At 44.5% G+C, this 26345-nt stretch carries 18 protein-coding genes and 4 pseudogenes; 10 read left to right on the top strand and 12 right to left on the bottom strand.

Features of this window, described 5'->3' with window-relative positions; translation table 11 throughout:
- The first annotated feature begins 818 nt into the window (after positions 1-818).
- From H6F56_RS22760 to H6F56_RS22745, 5 genes and pseudogenes are all read left to right on the top strand, one after another.
- On the top strand, positions 819-2534 hold the full coding sequence (locus H6F56_RS22760; protein WP_190673250.1) for an HlyD family secretion protein: 1716 nt from the start codon (positions 819-821) through the stop codon (positions 2532-2534).
- A gap of 17 nt (positions 2535-2551) precedes the next feature.
- Positions 2552-2806, top strand: a pseudogene (locus H6F56_RS27400) (carboxypeptidase-like regulatory domain-containing protein); the annotation flags it as partial.
- 30 nt (positions 2807-2836) lie between these two features.
- Positions 2837-4651 carry a CapA family protein gene (locus H6F56_RS22755; RefSeq protein WP_190673247.1) on the top strand — a complete coding sequence of 605 codons (1815 nt, stop codon included), beginning with the start codon at positions 2837-2839 and terminating at the stop codon, positions 4649-4651.
- A gap of 233 nt (positions 4652-4884) precedes the next feature.
- The gene (locus H6F56_RS22750; protein ID WP_190673243.1) at positions 4885-5715 is read left to right on the top strand and encodes a hypothetical protein; all 831 of its coding nucleotides are present in this window, start codon (positions 4885-4887) and stop codon (positions 5713-5715) included.
- A gap of 235 nt (positions 5716-5950) precedes the next feature.
- The gene (locus tag H6F56_RS22745; protein ID WP_190673240.1) at positions 5951-6130 is read left to right on the top strand and encodes a hypothetical protein; all 180 of its coding nucleotides are present in this window, start codon (positions 5951-5953) and stop codon (positions 6128-6130) included.
- A gap of 128 nt (positions 6131-6258) precedes the next feature.
- On the opposite strand, the pseudogene H6F56_RS22740 reads toward H6F56_RS22745, so the two are convergent.
- A pseudogene (locus H6F56_RS22740) lies at positions 6259-6463 on the bottom strand (transposase family protein); the annotation flags it as partial.
- Positions 6464-7282: 819 nt separating this feature from the next.
- Between H6F56_RS22740 and H6F56_RS22735 the strand changes: the two are divergent.
- From H6F56_RS22735 to H6F56_RS22725, 3 genes are all read left to right on the top strand, one after another.
- Positions 7283-10387 (top strand): right-handed parallel beta-helix repeat-containing protein, encoded by a 3105-nt coding sequence (locus H6F56_RS22735; RefSeq protein WP_190673238.1) that lies wholly within the window; start codon positions 7283-7285, stop codon positions 10385-10387.
- A 721-nt stretch (positions 10388-11108) separates the two neighbouring features.
- Positions 11109-12113 carry an RNA polymerase sigma factor, RpoD/SigA family gene (locus tag H6F56_RS22730; protein ID WP_190673235.1) on the top strand — a complete coding sequence of 335 codons (1005 nt, stop codon included), beginning with the start codon at positions 11109-11111 and terminating at the stop codon, positions 12111-12113.
- A 274-nt stretch (positions 12114-12387) separates the two neighbouring features.
- Complete coding sequence (locus H6F56_RS22725; RefSeq protein ID WP_190673233.1) at positions 12388-13086, top strand: hypothetical protein; 699 nt, start codon at positions 12388-12390, stop codon at positions 13084-13086.
- A gap of 35 nt (positions 13087-13121) precedes the next feature.
- Here the strand turns inward: H6F56_RS22725 and cobO are convergent, their stop codons facing one another.
- Positions 13122-13790, bottom strand: coding sequence for a cob(I)yrinic acid a,c-diamide adenosyltransferase (gene cobO, locus H6F56_RS22720; RefSeq protein ID WP_190673229.1), 669 nt, complete (start codon positions 13788-13790; stop codon positions 13122-13124).
- Between the two features lie 435 nt (positions 13791-14225).
- Between cobO and H6F56_RS22715 the strand changes: the two genes are divergently transcribed.
- Positions 14226-14489, top strand: coding sequence for a hypothetical protein (locus H6F56_RS22715; protein ID WP_190673226.1), 264 nt, complete (start codon positions 14226-14228; stop codon positions 14487-14489).
- 144 nt (positions 14490-14633) lie between these two features.
- Complete coding sequence (glp, locus tag H6F56_RS22710; protein WP_190673298.1) at positions 14634-15896, top strand: gephyrin-like molybdotransferase Glp; 1263 nt, start codon at positions 14634-14636, stop codon at positions 15894-15896.
- Positions 15897-16094: 198 nt separating this feature from the next.
- Here the strand turns inward: glp and H6F56_RS22705 are convergent, their stop codons facing one another.
- The 10 genes and pseudogenes from H6F56_RS22705 to H6F56_RS22665 all read right to left on the bottom strand — a co-directional run bounded on the left by H6F56_RS22705 (position 16095) and on the right by H6F56_RS22665 (position 26033).
- On the bottom strand, positions 16095-16871 hold the full coding sequence (locus H6F56_RS22705) for a calcium-binding protein (RefSeq protein WP_190673223.1): 777 nt from the start codon (positions 16869-16871) through the stop codon (positions 16095-16097).
- Positions 16872-16967: 96 nt separating this feature from the next.
- A complete protein-coding gene (locus H6F56_RS22700) occupies positions 16968-17834 on the bottom strand; it encodes an alpha/beta fold hydrolase (RefSeq protein ID WP_190673220.1) in 867 nt (288 codons plus the stop codon).
- Between the two features lie 510 nt (positions 17835-18344).
- A pseudogene (locus H6F56_RS26555) lies at positions 18345-18692 on the bottom strand (DUF6745 domain-containing protein); the annotation flags it as partial.
- 69 nt (positions 18693-18761) lie between these two features.
- Positions 18762-20663: pseudogene (locus H6F56_RS22695) on the bottom strand (leucine-rich repeat domain-containing protein); the annotation flags it as partial.
- 93 nt (positions 20664-20756) lie between these two features.
- Complete coding sequence (locus H6F56_RS22690; protein ID WP_190673214.1) at positions 20757-22181, bottom strand: DUF6745 domain-containing protein; 1425 nt, start codon at positions 22179-22181, stop codon at positions 20757-20759.
- Positions 22147-22443, bottom strand: a complete 297-nt coding sequence (locus tag H6F56_RS22685) for a hypothetical protein (protein WP_190673210.1) — start codon at positions 22441-22443, stop codon at positions 22147-22149. Before H6F56_RS22685 ends, H6F56_RS22690 begins: the two co-directional genes overlap by 35 nt.
- 276 nt (positions 22444-22719) lie before the next feature.
- The gene (locus H6F56_RS22680) at positions 22720-23364 is read right to left on the bottom strand and encodes a leucine-rich repeat domain-containing protein (RefSeq protein ID WP_190673207.1); all 645 of its coding nucleotides are present in this window, start codon (positions 23362-23364) and stop codon (positions 22720-22722) included.
- Positions 23365-23484: 120 nt separating this feature from the next.
- Positions 23485-23622 (bottom strand): hypothetical protein, encoded by a 138-nt coding sequence (locus tag H6F56_RS22675; protein WP_190673204.1) that lies wholly within the window; start codon positions 23620-23622, stop codon positions 23485-23487.
- A gap of 272 nt (positions 23623-23894) precedes the next feature.
- A complete protein-coding gene (locus tag H6F56_RS22670; protein ID WP_190673201.1) occupies positions 23895-24959 on the bottom strand; it encodes an anthranilate phosphoribosyltransferase family protein in 1065 nt (354 codons plus the stop codon).
- Between the two features lie 99 nt (positions 24960-25058).
- Positions 25059-26033 carry a LysR family transcriptional regulator gene (locus tag H6F56_RS22665; RefSeq protein WP_190673294.1) on the bottom strand — a complete coding sequence of 325 codons (975 nt, stop codon included), beginning with the start codon at positions 26031-26033 and terminating at the stop codon, positions 25059-25061.
- Positions 26034-26345: the final 312 nt, after the last annotated feature.

Below are 26345 nucleotides of genomic sequence, written 5' to 3'. Positions count from 1 at the left end.
CTTTCTCTCTACTGTTTTATTAACTTTTGAATGAAGCTTTTGGCTACACAAAATCGTTTCGCCAATTCCCGTTGCGATATTTCTTCATTCTCATACACTTGGATTATTTTTTCCCGCAAGTCCAGTGAGTAGGCTTTCATCTTTACACCCTCAACAGCTCCCCATTACTGTTGTACCTCTGTTATTCGAGAAACGCTATACTACTTTAATTACGTTTGTTATTCTTATAGGAATCTACTCGATAGGTGCATCCTTATTTAATATAGATTTTGACACACTGAGAGTTTATTACCCTAGCAAGGAGATTTTGAAAATTCATTAATCATTTATTCCAATTTTATGTTGCTTTAGGTGTAAGCTATTTAATATATCGGTTCAAAGATATCCGTTCAGGTGGTTATATGGTAGCACCTGTAGCGGCAGCTCTATTCGTGAAACCAATAAGCGCTATACTTTTTTTGATTGGTTGTATTACCGTCTATTTAGTTGTCCAAACCATTTGTCAACTTACGTTGTTGATAAGATTAAAACGCTATGTTGTGGCATAGTTCTTCAGTACTTTGTTTGTCTGGACTACAGAGTTTCTGTTTATAAATCTTGGTTTTGATATACTGCCCTTTCAAGGTGGCAATCTTTTTGTAATTATTGCCATGATGTCGTATGTGAATGATAGTATTTTGTATGCAAACAAAAAAGTTATAAATTACATGACTTTGAATCTACTAACCGCATTAATTGCTCTTTTTGTAGCTAATACGGTATCAGCTTATTTAGCCCCTCTAGCAACTAAAATTTTGCAATAAAAAAGCGAGTTAACAATGAACAAAAGAGTTGAAGAAAAGAGGCAACATGAGCGTACCAATGAACCTGCTTTGGTACTCATTGAAGAACGCCAGTATAAAGTTGAAAACTGGAGTACAAATGGGTTCAAAATCGTTGGTTTCGATCAAGATGTGAAGACTGGTGATTGCTTGCCACTCCAGTTACAACTTAATCTGAACAAAGGTGGTAAGGAATTCACTAATATTCAAATCACTACTTTAATTGAGGTGATTTGGTTATCTGCTCGTAGAGACAAATTCGGAGCGCAGTTTCTCAATCTCACAAAGCTGGAAAAAGATTTACTACAGGATACGATTGACCAGATACACAAAGGAAAAATCACGCTTCTAAATCAGCCTAATCAGCTTCCTGAACCTAGCTTTAGTAGCTCTCAACGTTCTCAAGATTCTGATTCTGCATGGCCACGTTTGCGATCAAAGCGCGTACTCTACACCGGCATCTATGTAGTAATTGGGGGTGTTTTGGGATATTTTAGCTTACAAGCAGTTTATGATTCATTAACGAACTTGCAGATAAAATCAGCAGTCGTCGCTAAACCTACCGGGCCTGTAGTTTCTCCAGTTGAATCTGTAATTGTTAAAGAACAGGGAATTTTAGATGAGTTTTACGTTTATGAGGGTATGAATGTAAAGCCCGGACAGCCCTTATTCAGCATCAAAAATGATGAGTTAGCGGAAAGAGATATAGATGCTCTGAATCGGGAGATTCAGTCGAGTCGGGTAGAGTTAGCTGAAGCTCAGGCTAATTTAAGGAAAGCTGAATTACTCAACCAACAAGAGATTGAAAAGCAGCAATCTTATCAAAAAATTAGTCAAACTGAACTTGATTCTGCTCGTGCCGAAGTTGCAGCCCAAACCGAACAACATCAAATAGCAAAAAAAGATTTAGAAAGATTTGCCAGCCTCGTTCAAGAAGGAGCCGTGAGCCAACAAGCATTTGAATCTACTCAATCTAGGTTTGCTGATGTAGAAGCTAAGCTCAGAAAAGCCCAATCTCAATATACAGTTGCTCAAATTTCAGTTGAATCTGCACAAAAGGGAAACTTTTACGATGGCGAGAACCTAATTAGTGACTTACCCCGCTTTACAGTTGAAGTTGAAAAACAACGTCAACTTGTGCAGATAGTATCACAAAAAGTTCGTGCTTCAGAACAATTGCTAAATCAACGAGTGCAAGAACTGCAAATCTCTGAACCTCAACGCCAATATCTGCTACAGCCTTCGCAAGATAAAACCTTATTTTCTCGTAATTCTTTCTCTGTAGTGTATAAAGCTCCAATTCCAGGGTCAGTCGTGAGAGTAACTAAGGCATCGGGTAATCCAGTGAGACCCCGCGAAACAGTCATGGTATGGCAACGAGAACAAGTACCGCCCACTATTGATGCTTATTTAACCAAAGATCAAGCCGATCAAATTAGCATTGGCAAACCTGCTACAGTTCTCATTCCTACTATCAATGAAGAGTATCAAGCTCATATTACTAAGATTGACCCAGCCACTTCACCACCCAATTTAATTGGAGTCACGCAAACCAAAGATTCAAAGAGTAAATCGGTCTATGTACAATTAACCCTTAGTAACCTATCCCCCGAAAACAATAATCAACTGATGGCAGCTAGCGGAATGCCTGTAATTCTCAGCATTCCTAAACAGACAAATTTATTTAATCGATTAGCCTTTTGGCTCAAGTAGTTTGCCCACTTTTTAGTATGCGTCAACTCTGTATCGCAATATTATCAATTGCACTCTTGTGTTCTGGATGTAAATTAACTTCAACTGTCTCATCACAGCCGAAAGAGGTAATTAAGGGTCGTGTTGTTAGCCTGGATGGAGAGCCTGTCATTGGAGCATTAGTCAGAATATCATCTGGGCAAACCAAGACTGACTCAAATGGTTGGTTCCAGCTTGCACTCGCACAAGCCGATCCGCAATGGGTCACAGTTAAACATACTAGCTTTATTTCACGGACGAGAGCAGCAGACCCTAGTGCAACCGTGCTTATACGCTTAACGCCTAATGATGGTCAAACCATTGCCCTGCATTTTACCGGGGATGTCATGTTGGGACGCCGCTTCTACGATCCCAATGAAGATGGCAACACCCGTGATGGTCTACTACAGCCCAACAGCGGAATTGATGAACACAAGGCACTACTTCAATATGTTCAGCCCCTCTTGGAGAACGCAGACCTCACTATCAGTAATCTGGAATCTCCCCTGACTAGCCAGCCTTATCTTAACCCTAAGCTCCGCCGCCCTCCACACTTCCATCAGACTAAAGACTATGTCTTTGCCAGTGCCCCTATGGCTGCTCAAGCTCTACGTCATGTTGGTATCGATGTGATAGGTCTTGCTAATAACCATCTCTATGATGTGCTAGAGCAGGGAATTCAGGATACACAAGAGGCTCTTAATCAAGCAGGTTTCCAATCGGGGGCAGGGTACTTTGGTGCCGGTTCAACTGAGCAGCAAGCTTGGACGCCGGCAGTGGTTAACATACGTGGGCAAGTGATCGCATTTCTTGGCTGTACAACCATTTCTGGTGCAGAACACCCAGAGACTTATGTTGTGTTAGATGCTCAGCCCAAAGGGGGAGCGGCAAGTTGCGATGAGAATCAAATTCGCAATTCAATTAGGTCAGCCCAAGCAAGGTATAAAACTGTAGTCTTCATGATTCACGGCGGCAACGAGTACCAGCACACACCAAGTGAGAATTTACGCCGGCTGACAATTGCAGCTCGTGAGGCTGGCGCGACATTGGTCATCAATCATCACCCTCATGTAGTGAGTGGCTTCAATTGGGATAGTTCATCGCTTGTGGCCTGGACGTTAGGCAACTTTCTTTTTGATCAAACTGTATGGCCGACGTTTGAGTCTTACTTATTAGCGGTTCATCTACGAAATGGCAAAGTCGTGCAAGCTTACACTGAACCGCTGATGATAGATGGTTACTTACCGAAAGGCGTCACGGGCGAGCTCGCTGATTTTGTGGCTAGAGGTGCGGCAGGACGCGATCTCGGCCCCTTCTTAGTTGCAGATGGCGCAATGGAAATTGACGTGAATGATCGTAGAGTCCATCGCAATGTCACGCTGCCAATTAAAGCTAGTAAAGATAGTATTTTCCGGATGGATCAGGGATGGTGGGTAACCAACTTTTCTGGAACCGGCAGTTTGAGGTTAGGCCGAGATCTGTTGTGGGTCGGCGGGTTTGAAGATGAGATTGCAGATGAACAACACCAAGGCAAAGCACTTTGGGCATTTACAGGCGTTGACAAATTAGAAGACGCTAAATATGCCTATGAAGGTAAAGGAGGAGTACGTCTTCAGCGAAAGGGATTTAATGAATCTGATGTTATTTTGTCGCCTATCCATCGAATTCTAGTTGAACCCGGTTCAGAACTATCGATCGTCGGAATGATGCGCTCTCGTAAGGATGTACAGTCTAGCTTACAAATCAGCTGGTACTCCCAGACCAGGGGAAAATCCCAGGCAAAGCAGATGAAACCGCTAATCGTCACACAAGACAATACATGGACACCTTTTCGTCTTAATGTGACGGTACCACGCAACACAGTTGCACTTGGACTCTATTTGAGGCTGCAAGCTCCCAAGCAAGGCGAGGCAACAGCAGACTTCGATAATATTCGTATTATTAGGTGGCAGCCTCCAGGTACACCCTTCAGTCTGCTTTATAACTATGCCAAAGTAACTGGAACAGGAGAATTAACTTTACGCAAAGAGTTCTTACCAGGAGCTGAGACATTGGTCAATCTCGACAATCCGTCTCCCCTAGATTTGTTACAACAGTAAGGGAGGGTTAAAAAAACTTCCTACCAGCTCAAAGCGAGATTTGAAAAAGATGAATTTGGATTTTCATATGCTCTAGAAGAGCTATAGCGATACTTTTTAGAACTTGAACGGGGTGCAGGAAGAATCCCATGCGTAGGGCAAAGCTATGCCCCCTTTTCACAACTTATCTCTGATCGCGATAAATAGCGAAAGCTATCTCTCACCTGGAGCTTATGTTATGAGGTTACAACAGTATGAAAGGATGGCTATTTATAGCTATAACTACCCTTCTAGTTCATCTGGTAGTTCATGGAGAACCCTTTTCTCGTAAAGTGACGTCCTTCTCTCACTTGCCCCAAATTTTAGGAGCAAGCGAACCAGTATCGGCAGGTAGAGAGGCAGCAATTCAAGATAGAACTGACAACAGACGAGAGTTAGAGGTAGTTGAGCCAGTTAATTCATTCCACTCAATGCCGCGTAGCCAAGCAGCCGCAGCTTTGCTAGATGAAGCAAACCGCGAACTTAACCTTATAAGAACAACTACTTATTCACATAAAACTCAAGTTGATGAAGCAATTGGTCAATTTCGCTATGACTGTTCAGGCTTCCTGAAATACGCACTCACCTACAGTGTCCCGGAAGCGCTCGATTCTCTCCAAGAGGCAAGTGTTCGTCGCCCCCTCGCTAAGCATTTCGTTAGATTTATCACATCCTTACCACCAGGAGAGGTAGAAGGTCACTGGAAACCGCTTGAACAAGTTACTGATCTTGCACCTGGAGATATTATCGCATGGCTCAAGCCTGCCAATATAGAGTCCGATAATACAGGACACATGATGATCGTTGGGGGTACTATTCGACAGCATCCCACCCGCTCTAATGAAATTATTGTCCCTATTATTGATTCAACTGCTATTCCCCACGGGCAAAGTGACTCTCGCTATCAAACAGAAGCAACTGGCCTTGGAACTGGGAATATTATCCTAGTTGCAGATGAAGCTGGTCAAGCCATTGGTTATCGTTGGTCTAATTCTCATAACTCTCGTAAGCGTCTAACCACAGTAGCTTTGGCTCGTTTGGAATAGCTGTAGTGGCTTGCTTTCCAAGAAGGCTTGGGCTTGCAAACGAGTAAATCAGGCTCGAATTAAACTGCAAATAGCTTACTTTTCAGTGCTTGGACTCGGATTAAACTGAAGTTCCCCCCTGCCAAAAGCGCAAAACTGTTGCCTCAAGCGACTTTGAGCCTGTTTTCAGTCGCTCCTTACTGGGTACAATCGATGAAACTTTGATGTAGCGAGGGCTTCAGTCGATTTTTTGTCTGTGGTAAGCATAGTACGAACGCACTATGATTACCACAGTTTACATGGGTACGGCTTAAGCGAGTTCAACAGTGATGTGGAAGGATTGGCAAGAGTTTTGGGGCAAGTAGTACATCAGTATGGGGGAACTTCTTCAGGAGGCGACAACAGAGCTAACGTGGTTGCTGAATCAGAGTTATAGCTCGTAAGCCTCGTTGATAAAATGATTTTTTGTTGGACATATAATTAAGCATTTCCTCGACCTATAACTGGCAGGAGTAGAAAGCGATCAACCAGTTTTCTCCATAAAGACCTATCCAAAATTTGCTATGTCTCCAACCAGGCGCGTTTGGCATTGCCATAGGTTTCGATTGCCACCGAGCTATCTGCCCCTGCGGGCACCCCAAACAAGGCGATAGCAAGGATGTCGAGCAATTGATGAGCGCCGGTGCACTCGACTCTTGGGTCAGCAATCTCACCAAAGTATTGCTCCAGGCCGGCAGACAAGCTCCCTCGATTAGATAATAGGAGGCATGGGGGAGGTGGCAAACTCTCTATCTTACACTCTTGAGCGCTCTCTTTTAGATGCGGTTACCCTGCTTTAACAGTTTAGGCATTCTCTTCCCAAAGATGGTGAGTTTAATATTAATTTTGTTAGATGCTAGATATAAATTTTATGGTAGAATAAGCGCGTTATCTCGATTGAGGTTCCAGTCCTGACTGTGTCACACTCAGGCTATGATCCTTAACAGATAACCCATTCAGGGTTGCATCTACTACTCTACAAATATCAAACTGCTCTGAAAGGCTTGACCCTTTTAAAACTTGAAATTTTGCATCTACTCTACCAAAGTTAGGGTCAGGTTGCTGGATTCGTCCATAATCGACTCAGGCTTTTCTGGTAAAAGCCTTTTTCTTTGCGTATTAAAGGCTTTGAAAATTAGGTAATTATCTCTAAAGCTCTAAGATTTCAGAGGCAAGTGTTAATCATAGGGAACGAACTGGCAAGGGGTCTTTTCATTGCTTAAAGTTCAAACTAAGATCCCAATTTTATCTTGGGAATAGCCGCGCTTGGTAGGCTCGTTTAATTCCTCAAGAGCCCAATTTTAAATTAAAAAGCCTCAGTATAAACTCGGTTGTTAGCTCAGAAATTATCGTTTATAAAGGTAAGGAATTTTTGATTTTGAAACATTGATAAATGTAACAATTTGTTGCTCAGGGAACGTTAGCTTTCATCCATTAGTCACAGCAGTTAGAAAAATTTTCTATCGACTCTCGATTTGGCCGGAGAGGCGGAATAAGTTTACACCAATTTAAAGTTAGAATTTTTCAGAAAATTTGAGGTGCATCTCTAATGACTTCTCCAGAACTTGCGGCCTTTTCTTCGATTTACGACGAAACCTATTACTTAGGACAAAATATTGATGTCAAAGCAGCGGTTGACGGGGGTGTTTATAGTTCTGGTTGGGAACATTTCTCGCTGCATGGGTTGAGTGAAAGACGCAGTCCTAGCGGTGGGTTTGATGCGGCTTATTATCTGACGAAAAATGCTGATTTTTTAGAAGCCTCAAGCCAAAGAGACTTAATTTTAGGGATTCCAGGTGGTGATGTGATCCTGGGATTGGGAGCTAATGATTATATTAATGGAAATCAGGAAAATGACTACATCTATGGCAATCAAGGAGATGATATTCTCCACGGGGGTACAGGGAATGATACCCTGCAAGCCGGCCAAGATAATGACCAAGTTTATGGCGATCTGGGTCATGATCTCAGCTATGGCGAATTGGGAGATGATACGGTTATCGGCAATGAAGGAAGTGATAGTCTTTTCGGTGATGCCGGTAACGATTATTTAAATGGCAATGTAGAGGCAGATAATTTACTTGGCGGTGAAGGAAACGATACATTACAAGGAGGGCAAGGGGAAGATAGTTTAAATGGCGATGCCGGCGACGATAGTTTATCCGGCGATCTTGGCAATGATACGATTGCCGGCAATCTTGGTGCAGATACAATTGCCGGTGGTTTGGGAAGTGACGTTTTTGTGATTGGTCAGGGAACCGGCGGCCCTGCTGTTGCCAATGCTGATTTTATCACAGATTTTGTCAACAACGAAGATTTAATTAAGTTAATCGAACCCCTGACCTTTGAAGATCTCAACATCGTTCAAAATACAGTAGAAAACCTTCCCAATATTCTTATTGAGGACAAACTCACTGGCGAGTATTTAGCCGTATTAAAGGGCATTGACGCAGACCAAATTAGCCCGAATGATTTCATTTTTACACCCAAACCACTTCCTGAAGTATTCCCGCCTGGTTATTATGTCTCGCCTGCCGGTTCCGACGAAAATTCCGGCACTCCTGAAGAACCTTTCCAAACAATTCAAAAAGCTGCCACCGTTGCTCAAGCTGGAGATACCGTTTACATTAGAGCCGGCACCTATCGAGAAAAAATTACTCCCGCTAATTCGGGAACTGCTGATCAACCCATTACCTTTAAACCCTACAAAGATGAAGAAGTAATCGTCAGTGGGGCAGACTTAGTAACCAATTGGAATTTACATGAAGGAAATATTTACAAAGCGCCCATGAATGGGGATTTGGGTGAAGGCAATAACCAAATTTTTGTGAATGGGCAAATGATGGTAGAAGCCCGATGGCCAAATATTGATAAAAATCCCGCTGAAGTAACTCGGTTAGATAATGCCGTTTCAGATACGGGAACTGTTAATAATCCGAATGCCTCTAGAGATGCGATAATCACCGGCACTTATACAGATTCAGATTTAACGCAGCCGGCTAACTTCTGGAATGACGCGAAAATTAATTTTGTTCCTGGCTTAAATTGGCACCCTCAAACAGGAGATGTCACCAGTTCCGCACCGGGTACAATCAATTTTGACTTTAAGTGGGGCGCGGCTGAATTTTATAAACCTCAAGAATCTAACTACTTTTATCTATGGGGCAGCTACTCGGCTTTAGATACAGCTAAGGAGTGGTTTTATGATCCCAACTCGACTACCTTGTATCTGTGGGCACCCAACAGCGGAGATCCGGCAGTTTCTACCGTTGAAGCCAAAGCAAGAATTACGGCTTTTGAACTGAGAGATAAATCCCATATCACCGTTGAAGGCATTGATATTTTTGGGGCAAATATCAATACGAACCAAAGTAGCAGCCACATCCTTTTAGACAAAATTGATGTGAAGTATGGTTCGCACTCTCAAGTTATTCCGGGTTTATATCTTGTTGGCACCCCCAGTATCAAACTGGCTGGAAATTATCACGAAATTCGCAATAGCCACATTGCCTATAGCTATGATAGCGGCGTCAGAATCGACAAAAATAGTATTGGCACTAAAATCTCCAATTCTGTTATTCACGATACCGCTTATGCCGGCTTAGATGCTGCACCCATTGTTGCCGCCGGCACCCAAACTCAGATCGTCAATAATACCTTGTTTAACAATGGCGCAACACCCCTAATTAATCTTCGTGATCTGGATAACGTCAGTGTCATGTATAACGAAGCTTATAACGGCGGCTTGCAACTTTCTGATAATGGTGGAATTCTCGCCTTTAAAACAGATGGAAAAGGCAGTCAAATCGCTTATAACGCCGTTCACGATATCAAATCTTTGTTAAATTACGATTTGAGCTACTATGGTGGCCCCGGAATTTATCTGGATGAATCTTACAATTTTAATGTGCATCACAATGTTGTTTGGGAAGCCTCTTCAGAAGGACTCGCTTTAAGACCTAGAAGTTCTGGCATCAATGATCCGGCAATCTTTAACAACATCTACAACAATACTTTTGATGATTCAATCTGGTTCCAACCCACCGGCAACACATTTGCCGGCACTGTTCTCAAAAACAATGTTTATTCAGAATTGAGCAGAACCAAACCGAGAGCTGATATCATATTTGAAAACAACATTGTTGCTGCTGAAACCGATCCGAAATATATCGCGCCGGCAGCTCGAGATTATCAACTACAAGGCACGTCTTCTGCGATTGATGCCGGCCAAATTCTAGCACCCTTCACCGATGGCTTTGCGGGTGCGGCACCCGATATTGGAGCCTTTGAAAGCGGACAGCCGGCGTTTATTCCTGGGGCTGTTATTTTAGAAGAAAATATCCCCGCGTTAAAATTAACCTTCAATGAACCCATAGACGGAAAAGTTTCTGGCCAAATAACCGGCTTACCCATTGGCAGAAAACTACCCGGAAACTTTAAGCTAAAAATTGGCACCTCCGAAGCGAGTGGCAACTTTTTCTCAAGTTATATCGATCCAGTCACCCATCTATCAACAGTCGTATTTACAGATGTCGAAATCGGGTCGCAAAGAGGCAGCCAACTCGCTTTTGCTCAAATTGGCACCGGCACACCCATTTCCACCCGTCAAAAGCTGACTATCCCTGCCGTGTCAACTTCTGTTGATAATCCTTAATGGGGCATGGCAGAAGAGAGGGCAGGAATTTGTTGCCGTCATGATGGGAAATTCTGCACAGAATTAATCTGTTTTTTCGCTTTTTATAAGCGACATATCTGCAATTAATGCAGAGGAATCTGTTCAATTACTGGTAGCAGTCTAAAAACGAATTTGTAAAAGCATTCGGCGTAGCAGTCGGTTGTCCTACAATAACTATCCTTTGCAAGCAAGCTCAGCAAACGAATTCCTGGGTATGCCGACTGAAATTAACTAAGCAAAGTAACCGTATGGTTATCACCCTATTTCCTGCCTGTAAAGGTTCGGTGATCGCACTCTCCCCTCCTTACCCAGTTCACAATCGCTCGTTCATCATAGAAATAAGGGGGTTTTGCGTTGAGTGGAAATAAGTCTCAGGTAAAGAAGAGGTCGGCGAGATCGTTGTTTCTTAAATTTTGGGAAAGCTTGAGAATATCAGACTTGAGAAAGAACCGTGGGGTATTTACGGGAGTCTACAATTGGATTAACATAGAAAAAAGTAAACTCATACCGAGTTCGACTTAAAGATACTGTCAGTATTTATGGTCTGTTGCCAGGGGGGTTGGCCCTAGGTTCGTGCCGATCGCTAGCCCTAAACGAGAGAGCTTATAGAAGCTGCAACCGACTAAAGCGCGAGTTCCTGCCCATTAGAGCAGGCAGGTGAATAATAGTTTGTTATACGTTAGGGAGTCACGAGTCACCCATGCCCACTGCAAAAAACCGTACCATGAACGCCAACCCCACTTATATGGGCGCACGGCCATCTGCACCGGCTGATATCGTACGAACCTATCTGCACGAGATCGGGCGGGTGCCACTGTTAACCCACGAGGAAGAAATTGTCTTGGGTAAGCAAGTGCAGCAAATGATGGTTTTTGTCGAAGCCAAAGAAGCACTGTCTGCCAAGCTGAACCGTGAACCAAACCAGCAAGAATGGGCTTCTCATGTAGAGATTTCTGAAGCCGAACTCAGCCGAATTCTGTTGGTGGGACAGCGTGCCAAGCAAAAGATGATTGAAGCCAACTTGCGTTTGGTGGTAGCGATCGCTAAGAAATACCAAAAGCGTAATCTGGAGTTGCTGGATCTGATTCAAGAAGGCACACTCGGTTTAGAGCGAGGCGTGGAAAAGTTTGACCCTACGCGAGGGTACAAATTCTCTACTTATGCCTATTGGTGGATTCGCCAAGCAATCACGCGGGCGATCGCACAGCAAGCACGGACGATTCGCTTGCCCATCCACATTACCGAAAAGCTGAACAAAATCAAAAAAGTACAGCGAGAACTGACTCAGCAGCTTGGTCGCAGCGCCACGCCGGCTGAAATTGGTCAAGCTCTTGATTTAGAGCCGGCTCAGATCCGCGAATATCTGACAATGGCTCGTCACCCAGTGTCTTTAGATATCCGCGTTGGAGACAACCACGACACGGAACTGCAAGACTTGCTGGAGGATGAAGCCGCTTCTCCCGAAATTTACACCACGCAGGAATTGCTGCGCCAGGACTTGGAGACGCTGCTGGCAGAATTAACTCCGCAACAGCGGGAAGTTATCAGCTTGCGCTTCGGTTTGAAGGATGGCCGCGAGTTGTCCCTGGCAAAAGTGGGTGAGCAACTCAGTCTCAGTCGGGAGCGAGTGCGCCAGCTTGAACACCAAGCTTTAGCGCAGCTACGCCGCCGGCAGGCCAATGTACGCGAGTATTTGGCTAGCTAAGACTACAGGCTAGATAAGAGGGGAGGGGGAATTTAAGAATTTTCCCTCCCCTCTTTTTCACTTTTTATATGCGATGTGTGGCGGAAATATTTTTCCGCCATATTTTTTATGAACATTTGTAACTGTCTTCAGAAATTGAAAGTAACCGATTTGAAGGTTATGTAAACAGCTATTGCTGTACCTGGATTCTCATCTGGGATTAATTGTTGAAACCTCTAGGGGGACAATCAGGGTGTGCAACAGATTTGTCCACTTCCTTTCATCGAGCTTTCAAATGCTGAACAGTTTCTCTAGGCCGCAAGCGAAGCGAACCCAAGCTTTGGGATTCGTAGCGAAAAGCATATTTGCTACCGTAACTGCTTCCTGCACCCTAGGGGCTGTTGGGACTGAAGTGACTGCGCCGCAGCCGGCACACAAGTTTCGTTCGATTAGTGAATTGCCGAAAACCACTGACTGTGAGCTAGAGACTGTTGGGACAAAAGTGACTGCACCGCAGCCGGCGCATAAGTTTCGTCCCATGACGGTTGAATTATCGGCAACTGCTGATTGTGCTGAGGCTGTTGGGACAAAAGTGACTGCGCCGCAGTCGGTACACAAGTTTCATCCCACAGATGAATTACCGTCCTCAGATACCTTCATGGGAACTGAGAGCCAGCTTTTAGCCGATGGAGTTTACCTGTTTGGCGAAGATCCAGAACCCGAACAGGTGGGGAAAGCCTATATGGTATTTGAAGTGCGACGTGGCCGACTGATCGGGGCTTTTTATATGCCGAGTTCTTCTTTTGACTGCGTATTCGGCAGTGCTCAGTCACAACGCTTAGACGTAACCATTGTTAATAGCTACGAACGAACAACTTATCCCTATTCTGTCCCACTTCGGAATTTGCACCCGATCGGCAGCTTCAGTGCCAACGATCGGCGCATCCTTAGTACCTGTACAGAAACCTATCAACAGCAAGTCTGGAACCAGTAAAGCAATTTCTACTGTTCTTAGTGGTTATTTAAAACTTAAAACTCAATGCCGGGTTGCGCTTTAACGTTTTGCTCACGGAAGGGATGCTTAATTAAAGTCATTTCAGTTACGAGGTCTGCTTGGTCAATAAGGGCAGCCGGTGCGCCTCTGCCAGTGAGAATCACGTGAGAGTCTGCCGGCTTTTGCGTTAAACCGGCCAGCACTTCTTCAACGCTTAGATAACCGAGTTTGAGGGCTACATTAATTTCATCAAGCAGCACCAGCTTAAATTCAGGATTGCGGATAAATTCCAAACCCGTCTGCCAAGCGTGCTGGGCTTTTTCAATATCACGCTGCCGGTCTTGGGTTTCCCAGGTGAATCCTTCTCCTAGGGCGTGAAACTCTAGCTGATCCGCCCACCGGCTAAACACAACCTTTTCCGCTGGCTCCCAGGCACCTTTAATAAATTGTACAATTGCCACCCGATAGCCATGTCCCAGCGAGCGCAGCACCATTCCCAGCGCTGCTGTGGTTTTGCCTTTCCCATTGCCGGTGTGCACGACAATCAAGCCTTTTTCTTGGGTTCGTGCCGCCAGCCGCTCTTCCTGCACTTCTTTGCGTCGCTGCATCTTCTGCTGATAGCGATCAGGCGTTAGCGATGTCTCCTCTTCAAGGGTATCGGTTTCCACATCTTGATTCTCGTTGAGTTCGGTATTTGTTTGCATCAGGACTCTCTGTTTTTAGGGCAATGGGAAAGGGTTCTCCCGATCTGTTTAGATTAAACAGACGGTGAAACTGTTTTACGACTATTTTAGATTTTAAATTTTAGAGGTTCATCTTGGCTTCAAACCAAACTTTATTAGAAATTTCACAAGGAATGGGGCTTTCCCATTGCCCGCAACTTTAACGCAAAACTGTTGGAGCTTTAGTTTTATGTCAAAGTGCCGGTTGCAATTCATAGCCTGCCGGTTAAGCTTGGATTAAGAATAGATTAAAAACGGAGAATCGTTACAATGATGTAACAGAAGCGTCATTGCTATTCACTTCGATCCAATGGCAATCGTCGGCACTCACAACTTCAACCGGCAACGAGTCAGCGCAGCAGTTATCTAATTGCAATATAGCCCAGATACAAAATTTTACAAAAGGTGGATAGACCTATGGCAGAACCCTCTGATTTTTTATCGCCGCGCAGCCGCTTCTATGGCAAGTTTACGCCCGAAAACTTGGCATTTGACGCGAATTTACAGGAATTCGCGCAAAAAGTAACGATTATCTGCGCTTTAGAAACAGGTGGCAAAATTTCTCCAGAACAAGCTTATGAAGACATTAAGCGGCTTTGGCGTCAACTGAAAAAATCTAAAAAGCAGCTGGGAATTGGCGAAACTCCCCCCAATCCCGAAGAAAAACGGGATGAAACGTGAAGCAGAACTGCCGGTGCGGGGGACAATTGAAAAAGAAGAATTAAGCGCGAGAAGTGAAAATATTCTTCGTTCTTAATTTTTCACGTTCAAGTCTCACTTGAGGGTTGAAACGGACGCACAGGTTTGGAAACAGGGAAAATGGCTATGTTGCCGGTTAAAGAAGCAGAGTCAATCATTTTAGATTTGGTTGAACCTCTCGATCACCACCAGGACGTTGAGGTTGTGGACTTGCTCTCAGCCCACTCGCGCATCCTAGCAGTGCCGGTGATGAGCCGGCTAGATTTTCCTCACTGGGATAACTCGGCAATGGATGGCTATGCGGTGCGCTATAAAGATGTTGCCGGCACCAACGCCCAGCAACCCGTACAGCTAGAAATTGTAGAAGAGATTCCAGCCGGTTATAAACCCCAAGTCGTGATTAAACCAGGACAAGCCGCCCGTATCCTCACCGGCTCAATGATGCCAGAGGGTGCAGATACGGTGGTAATCCAGGAAGTAACGCGGCGCGAGGGCGATCGCGTGGTTATACTAGCCGAGCCGGCAGAATCGGGCGCGTTTGTGCGCCACCAAGGCTCATTCTACAAAGCCGGCAACCCACTGCTGCCGGCGGGGATTGCAATTCAGGCACCGGAAATAGCTGTACTCGCAGCTGCTCAGTGTACTCAAATGAAAGTATACCGGCGTCCCCGTGTGGCGATTATCTCCACCGGCAACGAACTCGTCACGCCTGAGCGACCGCTGCAACCGGGGCAGATTGTAGACTCCAATCAGTATGCTTTAGCCGCAGCCGTGACAGCAGCCGGTGCAGTGCCGGTGCTGTTAGGGATTGTGCCGGATGAACCAGAGGCGCTGAAAGAGACCATTGCTAAAGCCGTCGCGACTGCTGACGTGGTTCTCTCCACCGGCGGCGTTTCCGTGGGCGATTATGATTATGTTGATGAAATTTTGGCAACTTCGGGAGCCAAAATTCACGTCACCTCAGTTGCCATCAAACCCGGTAAACCTTTAACGGTTGCCACATTTCCGCCTTCTTCCACTCAGCAATCAGTTTTGTACTTCGGTTTGCCGGGAAATCCCGTTTCCAGCTTAGTTACATTTTGGCGCTTCGTCGAGCCGGCAGTGAAAAAGTTAGCGGGGTTATATAAAGGTTGGCAGCCAGTGTTTTTGCCAGCGCGAACCCAATATGACTTGCGATCAGATGGTAAGCGGGAAAGTTACCTCTGGGGGCAACTGCATTTAATTGATGGTGTGTACAGATTTCAGCTTGCCGGTGGCAGCCACAGCTCAGGAAATTTAATTAATTTAGCCCAAACAACCGGATTAGCAGTCGTGCCGGTGGGTAAAAAATTGATTTCTGCCGGTGAATGTGTGGAAGTGATGCAACTCGGCTTGCCGGTGAGTCATTAAATAGATCTATCTGCTTATCCCTAACGACACACTGCACCTACATTGGAAATTTTTAGTGCGGGCATCTTGCCCGCTTGCCTTTATTTTAGGGAGCAAGATGCTCCCCCGGACAATATTTTGTAAATCTGGGATGCACCCAGTTTAATTAACCAAACCGGCAGAGAGAGAATTGATTGCCTTTAAAACAGAAAAGCCGGCTTAAAAAACCTGAAAATCAGACGAATCAACGTCTGAAGCACTCACCCGATAGATAACCGCTAAATACTCGCCGGTTCTGGTAACTTGAATCACAGAATCTCTTGAATCCGTGGGGCTGGTCGCAATCGTTAAATCCCCAACAGTTAAACCATTCGTTAACCCAATCCGATCTCGCCCAGCCTGAAAGTCTTCAATTAAATCATAACCCGTGCCACTTGCAAATAAAAATAGATCATTACCGTTGCCTCCATTCATATCATCTTGACCAAAGCCGGCAATCAGCGTGTCGTCACCATCTTCACCGCTCATAAAGTCATTGCCGAAATCGCCGGATAGCAGATCACTACCGGATGCCCCGTAAAGAAAATCATCATTTTGACCGCCGTTCAGGGTATCATTGCCGGCACCGCCATCAATATCATCGTTGCCGATATTGCCATTCAGATAGTCGTTGCCGTCCTCTCCATAAACCTGATCATCTCCTTGACCGCACAAGAGAATATCACTGCCGGCACCGCCATAAATTACATCATTTCCCTGATTCCCAAACACCCAATCATCGCCCGGATTGCCTTCAAAATAATCGTCTCCATCGAAGCCGATTAATGTATCGTTATTTTCTCCGCCGAATACGTTATCATTGCCTTCAGCCGCCTCGATATAATCATTTCCATCCTGACCGTAGAGGATATCATCGCCTTGAAAGCCGCGAACCAAGTCAGCTTGGGCGCTGCCTTCGAGCTGGTTGTTGCCATTATCTCCGAACAAATCTGCCATCGCTTAGAACCTTAGAATGCAAGTAACACTCTTGCGATCTTAAGCGATTGCATCAAAATCTCCCATGTATAAAAGCGAGGCTTATACAAACTTTAATCAATTCTGGCTCAAAAACTCACGCATATACTGATTCACCAACTGAGGTTGCTCCTGCTGCACCCAATGGCTGCAATTGGGAATGTAGTGAATTTGAAAATTTCGCACATAAGCTTCTGTGCCGTAAGTTAATTCCTTGCCAAGGGCGGTATCCTTTTCACCCCAAATCATCAGAGTTGGAACTTCCAGGATTCCCCATTTCTGCGGGTTTAAAAAGCCTTGAAAGACATTGCGGTAGTAATTTAGCATGGCAGTTAGCGCACCCCGCTTGGAAGCAGAATTTTTGTAAGCCTCAATATCTGCTGGGGAAAACGTGCTTTTATTCACCGCCATACCTGTTAAAGCCGTGCCAATTGCTTGATAATCGTTCCACTGCAACAGCGATTCCGGCAACCCCGGCAGTTGGAAGAAAAACGCATAGGAACTCTTCAACAATTGTTGGGGAGTCATTAACCCTTGAGAAAATTTTGCCGGATGGGGAAGATTGAGAATAATCAACTTTTCCACCAGTTCCGGATATGCGTAAGCAAAGCTCCAGGCGATCGCGCCTCCCCAATCATGTCCAGCGAGTACGCAGGTTTCATAACCTAAACCTGTGATAATTCCCTTTACATCCTTAATAAATTCCGCCATTTTATAAGCGGACTGTTCTTTCGGTTTGTCGCTGTCGTTGTAGCCTCGCAAATCAACGGCAACCACTTTATAATTTTTGGCAAATTCTGGAATTTGATGCCGCCAAGAGTACCAAAACTCTGGAAACCCGTGCAGCATCAGCATCAGCCGGCCTTCCCCTTGGGTGACATAATGAAGTTTCACTCCATTCGTGGTGATATATTCGTGCGTCCAAGAACCTTCTAATACAGACATGAATGTTTCCTCAATCTAATTGATATTTAAAGTTTAGATTATAAAGGATTATTCAATTTTCGCGTTCTGTTCTAAGGTGGAAATTCTTAATTTCTATGTTAAGAATGTAATCTTATATTCTAGTAGTACAAACGGGCGCAAGTTCGCCTACCCTGTTAATTACGGAACGCTGCTATTGTACAGTGGGTTCTCTGTTTGAGACTTAATAGAGGGTAACCGTACCTTGCTAAATTTAGCCCCCTGTCCAATACAGTTAAACGGGCAATGGCTTATCCGGTGGAATTTCCTAATATAAGAGAATCGGGAGTTAAGGTATTAGCCTTTATGATTCAATGGTTTTCATCTTTGAATGAATTTGAGCAATTGACAGGGCCGTATCACAAGACTTATGGCGCTTATTTTGATACGCTAAGCGTTTTGACGGCTATTTCTTTTGCAGAATTGCAAGCCATTCTTCCCTGTCCTCCTGATTCAAATCCTTTACATTTGGCGATGTCGCTCCATCGATTTTCAGGTTTCTACTGCAAAAGCTTCGGGGTCGATATCCCAATTGCACCAAGAGATCGCCTCTCGCGCCGAAGTAATATCAGGTGGTGTCCGCAAAACGTGAATCCGATTCGTGCTAGGACAAGTCATTTTCAACAGATGGATCTGTTCATCATGCACATTCGCATCAATTTTGAGCAAGCTATATTCGTGCCAACTATCGAGTTCTGTAGATTGAAGTTCCTCACAGATGCGATCGTAGCCAATTTCTTGAATCAATAGTCTGCGAATTTCAGCATTGCTTTCGGTGAGCAGCCACTCTGCTTTCCACTGGCTGAGATGAGTCCAGTATTGCCGAGGAAGTTCAACCCCAAAGGCCAAAACTTTCAACTTTTGATTGGGATGGTTAGCGAGTGCTGACAAATTTTGAATGGGATTGTCCCTTAAAGAAATTTCTGCCAAGTTTTGTAATTGTGCTATTTCGAGTGGCAACGTTGTAAGCTGATTGTCCTCTAGATGAAGTTGTTGTAAGTTTTGCAATTGCCCAATCTCGGGCGGCAGTTCTGTGATCTGATTGTCCCTTAACCCGAGCCGTTGTAAGTTTTGCAGTTGTCCAATTTCCGCTGGCAATTTTGTAAGGTTATTACCCTGGAATCCCAAATCCTCTAAAGTCGACACGCTCAGTAATCGCAAGTTCTTAAGTTGTCCAATTTCCGGTGGCAATGTTTTGATATCTCGGCAAATTATATGAATTTCTTTTAAGTTTTGCAGTTGTCCAATTTCGGGTGGCAATTCTATAAGATTATATGTCTTTATTATAAGTTTTTGTAAATTTTGCAATTGTCCAATTTTCTCTAGTGATTTTATACCATTATATGTTGTTAGATGGAGTTCTTGTAAATTTTGCAACCGTCCAATTTCGGGTGGCAATTTATCAGTCGTTAGATGGAGTTCTTGTAAATTTTGCAACTGTCCAATTTCGGGTGGCAATTTATCAGTCGCTAGATGGAGTTCTTGTAAATTTTGCAACTGTCCAATTTCGGGTGGCAATTTATCAGTTATTAGATGGAATTCTTGTAAATTTTGCAACTGTCCAATTTCGGGTGGCAATTCCGTAAGATGAGTTTTCCATAATTCGAGTTTTTGTAAATTTTGCAGGTTTCCAATTTCAGGCGGCAATTCTGTAAGTTTACCGGACAATACGATTAGCTTTTGTAAGTTTTGTAGTTTTCCAATTTCAGGCGGCAATTTTGTGATACTGGATGTCCATGTTCCTCCCAATTTTAGTTCTTGCAAATTTTCTAAATGACCAATATCGGATGGTAATGTTTCGATTTCTTCATTATTATATAAAATGAGAGTTTGTAAGTTTTGTAGTTGTCCAATTTCCGGTGGTAATCCTGTAAGTTCATTTTCTTCTAAATTAAGGACTTGTAAATTTTGCAGTTGTCCAATTTCCCGGGGTAATGCTGTAAGTTCATTCTCCTTTAAATTGAGGACTTGTAAATTTTGCAGTTGTCCAATTTCTGGTGGTAATGCTGTAAGTTGATTGTTGCTTAAATTGAGGATTTTCAAACTTTGGAATTGTCCGATTTCTGGTAGTAATTTTGCGATCTGATTGGAAGTTAAACTAAGTTCTTGTAAATTTTGTAATTGACCAATTTCTGAGGGTAACTTTGTAAGTTTACTTCTCCAATTAAGTTTTACTAAGTTTTTTAACAGTCCAATTTCTGGTGGTATTTTTGTGATCTCGTTGCTACTTATCTTGAGTTCTTGTAAATTTTGCAATTCTTGAATCTGTAGTAGAAATACTGGGATATAATCTGCATTTACAGATAGTTGTAGAAAAAGATATTGTAAGTTTTTGATTTGAAAAATTTCAGATGGCAATTTTATACTCCGATCTATCCATAAAAGGAGTCGTTGTAAGTTTTGCAATTGACCAATTTCCGGTGGTAATGTTGTAAATTTAGGGTAAGTCAAACTTAGTTCTTGTAAATTTTGTAATTGACCGATTTCTGAGGATAACTCTGTAAGCTTATTTCCCCATATATTGAGGTTCTTTAAATTCCTTAGATATCCGATTTCAGGGGGTAATACTGTAAGATTGTTATTCCATAATTCGAGTTCTTGTAAATCTTGTAATTTACCAATTTTGGCTGGTAATTCCGTTAAACTATTATGATTTAAAATAAGTTTTTTTAAGCTTTGTAATTCACAAATTTCAGCGGGTAACTTGACAAGGTTGTTTTGCTCTAGATTAAGTTCTTCCAAGTCTTTATACTGTTGAAAAAAATCAGATGGAAGTTCTTTAAGTCCTTGGCGCGATAAATCTAGTTTCATGAGATTCTCCAGGTGTTCAAATTTGTTTGGGAGAGCAATTACAATCAAACCTGCTAAAAGAAAGTTGTGCGATTATTGCCAGTTCAGCAATTTTTAGGTTTCTGCGACAAAAGTTTCGGAGTCAACATCCCAATTTACCCAGCGAATGGCTTCACGGGCAGAAGTGAGGTGAGGAGGAACGCGCAAAACGTGAATATGATTCGTGCTAGGGCAAGTCATTTTTAACAGATGGATCGGTTCAAGATCGATATCTGCCTGAATCTTCAACAGCGAGTATTCACGCCAAGCATCTAATTCTATGGCTTCAAGGTCTTGCACGATGCGATCGTAGCCAATTCCTTGAATCAACACGCGCCGAAATTCTGCGTTTGGTTCTTCCAGCAGCCATTGTGATCGCCAATTCTGTGACAAAACCGCTCCGTACTTCTGGGGAATCTCGGTTCCATGCCAAAAATAGTAGCGCTCCCAGTCTGACCATTGAACAGCAGGCTGACCATCTGCGTGAAGCTGATGAAGCCGATTTTCCTCAATTCCCATCACCGGCAGGGTGAGGGCAATGACTTTTGTTGGTGTCACCAAAAAATCAAACAACCCCGCTTCAATTGCATCTACAAAGGGCATCCATACAGCACACAATTGCTCGTGCTGAGGGCTGCTAATCGTGGAATTGACGCACACAACAGCGCACTCCACTGCACTCACAGCCTCCCCCAGAACACCATCACATACTGCGATGGAGGCTGCTTTTCTCGCACTACCCCTCGCAGCACACCACGTAGCAAAATCCAGATTAAAATCTGCCGCATCACTCGCAGCCTTAAACGCGCGATCACGCGCATAATCACAATCAGTCCAACTCTTCCACGCAGACCTAAACGCAGCATTCCACGCATCATCCCACCCAGTCCTAGGCACAGGACCATTTGCCACCTCCTTCACCGCTTCCTTCGCATCATGCCACGCCTGAGAAAACGCCCTATCAAACCCATCATTCCACGCCACATTCCACAGAGGATCGCTAGCGGTCTTATTCACAGCTCTAAGTGCAGCATCACACGCAGCTTCCTGCGCTGTCTTAAACGCAGCTTCCCACGCCGCCTGAACCGCGCCAACATGTGGAGCATCACATGCAGCATCACTCGCCACATCAAATGCAGCCTTCCTTGCAGCCTCCATCGCCGCTTCACTCATAAAATGATTTACAGCATCACGCGCCGCCTTACTCGCAGTCTCCCACGCTGCATCACTCACAGCCTTCTGGGCTGCTTCAAACGCTGCATCCCACGTCGCATCATAGGTATCCTCCCACGCTGCATCAAATGCCGCATAAAAGGATCGATAAATCTCAACAAAGCGATCGTGCAGGTTCAGTGCTATGAGATGCCGGGAAAACGCATCTCGAATTTGCTGTTCGCAAATGTGCGGGTTTTCGTAATCGATCGCAGATAATCGATTGATTATCTGTTGAGCTTTGGGCGATAGATCAGTCGGCAACATATCGCCATCCTTCCGGTTCATATTCGCGCTGAATTCGTACCATCCAGTCACCTTTAGGAATCGCGATCGGCTGATGTTCTTCGTGGGTCAACAGTGCTGTGCGAGATCGCACCTTCAGATACAGGGTTCCATTTCGCTCATACAGTTCTGCTTGGCCCTGAGTGATGCGATGGCGATGCCCTGTCACCTCGCCTTCTGCCAGCGTTAAATGTGCGAGCTTGGCTTCATTAACCGTTTCAGATGCGGGTATCAAAATTACATCGCCTTGACGTAGGGGTTGCATCGCTTATTTTTACTCCATTTCGTGTTATATCATGTAGTTTATTGTAGTATAAAAATGTAATTCTGATACTGGTAAACCCGAAATAGTGATTTCAAAAAGCTTTTGCTGAAAAATAAAATCGCTGTATGCTATGGCGGTAGTTAGATAGTTGTTTGCTCTGAGATTGCAGTTCTATAAGTCGAGCAATCGCCATTTCTTAGACAAAACTGCTTTGTTTTCAGCTCTTTCAAGGTGTTGTGTAAGGGTTCTTGTACCGCTCGGCATCTCGACGCAATTTTACCAATCCCATGCACGTACAGAACGTAACTGTAACAAGTTCGGTAAGGTTTCCAGCCGTCTGATATCTGTAATTCGGTTGTAGCTAACATTTAAATTTTTCAGCGTTGTCAGTCGTGTGATCGTTTCTAAGGAGCGATCACCAATCAAATTTCTGGACAGATCCAAAGATTGTAGTTGAGTCAACGCCAGCAACGGACTAAAATCCATCTCCTCTGTCAGTTGGCATCCATCAAGCTTCAAATCCGTCAGTTTCTTCAAGGCACTGAGGGGAGACAGATCGGTGATGGGATTATCTGAGAGATCTAACACTCTTAACTTGGTCAAAGCAGCCAGAGGACTCAGACCTGTAATGCTATTTTTGCCGAGATTGAGTTCAGTAAGGTTCGTGAAGTTCGCAAGAATGTTAATGTCGGACAGTTTGCCGTAGCTGTAGCTGTTGTTCTCACTTTTCCAACCATTAAGATCCAGGCTGGTTCGCTGGGTGAACGATGCCAACGGACGTAGATCCGTAAGCTGGTAGGAATAGCCGTAGGAGTAGGAAGACCCGCAAAAGAAGCTCTGAAGGCTTAATTTTGTATAGGCTAAAAAGATGCGTTCTGAACTCTCACTCTCTAGATTTGTCCTGAGATCGTCAGGTAACAAACTCTTTACATCCTCCAAAGGAAACTCGTCGTATTAGTCGCTAAGACCTAACTCTTTGCAGGCTAAAAAGATACGTTCTTTACTCTCACTCTTTAGCGCTGTCATAATTTGAGCCGGCATTCAACTCCAGACATAGTTCCATTCAACCAGTTCTAGCAATGCTTCGACGGTACGCTTCGCTTCTGATGGTAAGCTATCTTTGGCGCGGCACCAGTCAGCAAAATTAGTCAACTCAGCCAGATTGAGTTGGGTCTTCATACAGTCAACCCTCGCATTGGATCTTTATCGCTGCACCTAAACTTTCATCACAAACCTTTTATCTTGTAGGCGATTACTATCAGCTTAAAAAGAGAAAAAAGCGAATTTGACCTAACATCTCTACCCTAGTGAGAGCTACTATATTGATAATTGCTCTATTAAGGGCGTAGTCTTGGGAAAGAGAATTGTAGCAATAACATCGAAGAGTGGCTGCCCGAATGCTCTACGCCCCTACAACATATTAACCCTGCCGGCTGATCATAAACATCCGATCAAACTTGGGGAGTCAATTGCACAGAAGAAACCGCTTTACTAATTTCCGCTAATTTCTCAGCAACAGCACCTTTTGTCAGCATGGCTTCAGCTTGAGCAATTCCCGCCGGCATATCTGCACACACACCACAACGCCACAGATAAAACCCACCATTCCAAATTGCAGACTGCATCAATTCAGAAGGTTTACCTTGCAAAACTGCCTGCATCTGTTCCACAAGCTGAGCGTTAGACTCAAAAGGCAGATCACTGCCATCAAAACCATAATCACGGGGAGGCAGAAGGATGCGCTCAAAAGGGACATCGGGTTCTTGAATGCCAATAATCGCCGTGCGATCGCGGGATAAGTTACAACTGCCTTCTAATCCCTTCACGGTTGTAAACCGCTGGATGCCTCGCAATGCTAATGCATCTTGGAACATTCCTTCTGTGGGCGGATGGACAAATCCTGCAATAATATGAGCGTCGCCGGCATAAGGGCACCAAATCAACTCTAGTGTTGAGAAAGGGGGACGTTTGCCAATTTGGGAACGGTAAGGAACCATTTGATAAGCGTGGGGAAAATGGTTCGGTAGATAAACAAATCCTAATAGCGTTTTTTCAAAGACGTGCTGAGTTTGCCCGATATCCAGACGATCCCAGTTAACGCCCAAACCTTGCCAAATTTCAATCAGCGGAACGCCTTCTTTCGTCGGCATCCGATCACCGCCATGCAACACCACCGGCACCCCAGCCGCTGCTAAGATTAAAGCGGTTATCGGAGTTACCGGCGCGTAGCGATCGTGCCCATCATAAGGACTGCCTAAAACCGTTACAGGGCGGCTAAAACCGGCAGGTTGCAATGTTTGTCCCAGTTCACTATAAGCATCCAGCATCCCCGCCAATTCCTCGCCGGTGGGGCGCTTGATCCGGTGGGCGATTAAAAATGCCCCGATCTGAGCCGGTGTTGCTTCTTCTAGCAACATCATCCTCGTTGCGGCGGCTGCCTCTTCACGGCTTAAATTTTTGCCGGTGTGGTTGCCACTGCCCACTTTCCGCAGTAATTCCCGAAATGCGTTGCTCATGCCTGTGACTCCCCCCAACATCTAAATACCATTTTGGATTTTTGCAGCTCTTTTGCAAAATGGTAAAAAACACCAAATCGCCTATGCTCGATTAAAGCATTATGCGACTTGAACGGGTTGTGTCGGGGTTGACTGCTTTTTTCCCGGTAATTGGTTAAAATTCGCCGGCACTAATTCATGCACCAGTTCATAGAAGCGCCGAATGGGCGGAATTTGTAGTCGATCACGAGACGTTACCAGCACCACTTGACGGGTTAAAGCCGGCTCACCAAGCTTATCTTTGTCGGTTTCAATTGAGCGAATTGCAAGGCTGGGATCGCTTAGCGCCTCAATTAGGGCAGACTTCGGTAACAACGCAATCATTTCTCCCTGACGCACCACACCTCGGAAAGCATCCAGCGTGTTCAACTCCAACGCCGTCTGCAACTTCATTCCCCGCCGTTCAAATTGTTCTTGTACGAGGCGCTGCATTCCGTAACCGTCTTTAAACAGCACTTGCGGATAACGCCCTAATTCTTTCCAGGGAACCGCTTCATACTGAGTCAGGGGATGATCGCCTGCCATTAATATCTCTAGCGGTTCGTTGTAGAGCACATCCACCACTAGATCGGGACTCGCCGTTAAAAAGCGGTTATTCATGACGATCGCAATATCCACCAGTCCATCTTTCAGAACTTTCAAGGCGCGATCACTGCCGAGGGAAGTTACCCGCAACTGCACCTCTGGATAATTTTGACCAAATTTTTGCAACACCGGCGGCAAGGTGTAGGCGCACACCGAGTGAATCGCGGCAACGCAAAGTTCTGGCTGTTTCCCTGCCAGCAAATCCGCTAATTCTTGCGTGGCATTGTCCCACTCCTGACAAATTTTGCGGGCGTGAGGGAAAAAGCGTTCGCCTCCTAGAGTCAGCTTAGCCTGCGCTGTTCGGTGAAACAACGGCAAACCCAAGTCGGCTTCTAGCGCCTGTACTTGCCGGCTGATGGTTGATTGCGTGACGCCGCACTTTCGGGCTGCTTGCTGAAAGCTGCCGGTTTCAGCGACTGCTAAGAAGGCTTGCAACTGCTCTAACCGCATGGTGGTGTAGCCTAGATCACAATTTAGTTCTTTACAAACCTTAGCCGGTTTACCCGTTTCGTTCGGTAGAGTTTGATACAGCAAAAGCAGGAATTCTCACTTCATCCGCTATCCCTCATCCGCTATCCTGCTGCTCTCTAAGTTTTTATTAAATAAATATTGTGAATTTGAATATACAAAATACCGCTTTTCTTTACATCAACTTAACTCATTGTTTCCTGCCGGCACAACCATTTCCGAAAAACTGAGATATGGTAGAACATATCAATAATTTTTTTGAGTAATGATGGCAACAGATTTCTGTGATTTTTA

It is taken from the genome of Microcoleus sp. FACHB-672 (genome assembly GCF_014695725.1).
Lineage (GTDB): Bacteria > Cyanobacteriota > Cyanobacteriia > Cyanobacteriales > Oscillatoriaceae > FACHB-68.
Note: the sequence above shows the minus strand (reverse complement) of the source record. Positions and strands in the feature narration are given on the sequence as shown.

Coding starts and splice junctions, on each gene's coding strand:
- cobO (WP_190673229.1), bottom strand. CDS start 13,790: ATGCAAACAAATACCGAACTCAACGAGAATCAAGATGTGGAAACCGAT.
- H6F56_RS22700 (WP_190673220.1), bottom strand. CDS start 17,834: ATGTCTGTATTAGAAGGTTCTTGGACGCACGAATATATCACCACGAAT.
- H6F56_RS22730 (WP_190673235.1), top strand. CDS start 11,109: ATGCCCACTGCAAAAAACCGTACCATGAACGCCAACCCCACTTATATG.
- H6F56_RS22750 (WP_190673243.1), top strand. CDS start 4,885: ATGAAAGGATGGCTATTTATAGCTATAACTACCCTTCTAGTTCATCTG.
- H6F56_RS22705 (WP_190673223.1), bottom strand. CDS start 16,871: ATGGCAGATTTGTTCGGAGATAATGGCAACAACCAGCTCGAAGGCAGC.
- H6F56_RS22725 (WP_190673233.1), top strand. CDS start 12,388: ATGCTGAACAGTTTCTCTAGGCCGCAAGCGAAGCGAACCCAAGCTTTG.
- glp (WP_190673298.1), top strand. CDS start 14,634: ATGTTGCCGGTTAAAGAAGCAGAGTCAATCATTTTAGATTTGGTTGAA.
- H6F56_RS22735 (WP_190673238.1), top strand. CDS start 7,283: ATGACTTCTCCAGAACTTGCGGCCTTTTCTTCGATTTACGACGAAACC.
- H6F56_RS22685 (WP_190673210.1), bottom strand. CDS start 22,443: ATGCAACCCCTACGTCAAGGCGATGTAATTTTGATACCCGCATCTGAA.
- H6F56_RS22690 (WP_190673214.1), bottom strand. CDS start 22,181: ATGAACCGGAAGGATGGCGATATGTTGCCGACTGATCTATCGCCCAAA.
- H6F56_RS22665 (WP_190673294.1), bottom strand. CDS start 26,033: ATGCGGTTAGAGCAGTTGCAAGCCTTCTTAGCAGTCGCTGAAACCGGC.
- H6F56_RS22670 (WP_190673201.1), bottom strand. CDS start 24,959: ATGAGCAACGCATTTCGGGAATTACTGCGGAAAGTGGGCAGTGGCAAC.
- H6F56_RS22675 (WP_190673204.1), bottom strand. CDS start 23,622: ATGAAGACCCAACTCAATCTGGCTGAGTTGACTAATTTTGCTGACTGG.
- H6F56_RS22760 (WP_190673250.1), top strand. CDS start 819: ATGAACAAAAGAGTTGAAGAAAAGAGGCAACATGAGCGTACCAATGAA.
- H6F56_RS22715 (WP_190673226.1), top strand. CDS start 14,226: ATGGCAGAACCCTCTGATTTTTTATCGCCGCGCAGCCGCTTCTATGGC.